Annotated in this window: 1 protein-coding gene; it reads right to left on the reverse strand. The window is 37.1% G+C overall.

The window, feature by feature from the left end; genetic code table 11:
- Positions 1 to 136 precede the first annotated feature (136 nt).
- Complete coding sequence (gene tnpA, locus EFT72_RS18895; protein WP_124065644.1) at positions 137 to 607, reverse strand: IS200/IS605 family transposase; 471 nt, start codon at positions 605 to 607, stop codon at positions 137 to 139.
- Positions 608 to 742 lie beyond the last annotated feature (135 nt).

Raw genomic sequence — 742 nt, forward strand, 5'->3', positions numbered from 1 at the left:
AATCATAACCACCCGTTGAACGGGTGGTTTGCTCTACCCCTATAAGGGGTTATTACCGACGTTGGAGCCTAAAGGCTCTTTGAAAAAAATCCACAGCCGCACAAACATTTATCTACTGAGCCCAACAGGGCTCATTTTATTTGCTTTGTTTTACCGGCTCACCCGTGAACGGGTCTATGTATTCTTTTAACGTCATTTGATCATATTCTAAATCTTCTTTTAATTGATTTAGAATATATTCTTGTATCTTCTTTGCATTCTTTCCCACTGTATCTACATAATATCCACGACACCAAAAATGTCTGTTTCCATATTTGTATTTCAAATTTGCATGTCTCTCAAATATCATAAGCGTACTCTTCCCTTTTAAATATCCCATAAAACTTGATACGCTGATATTTGGTGGTATTCTCACTAACATATGAACATGATCTGGACATATTTCTGCTTCTACTATTTCCACACCTTTTCGTTTACATAACATGCTTAGAACATTTGCTATATCCTGCTTTAATTCTCCGTACGCTACCTTTCTGCGATATTTTGGCGCAAAAACTATGTGATACTTACAATTCCATTTTGAATGTGATAAACTACTTATATCCATTTGGATAACCTCCTTTGATGTGCTTGTGTGGCTGCGAACCAACACTATTATATCACTGGAGGTTTTTTACCTGAAGCTAAAGCTGCTGTGGTCACACCTGCATAGCAGGTGGTTTATTAAAAGACTGCCATACAA

The organism is Clostridium sp. E02 (assembly GCF_003833015.1).
GTDB lineage: Bacteria > Bacillota > Clostridia > Lachnospirales > Lachnospiraceae > Lacrimispora.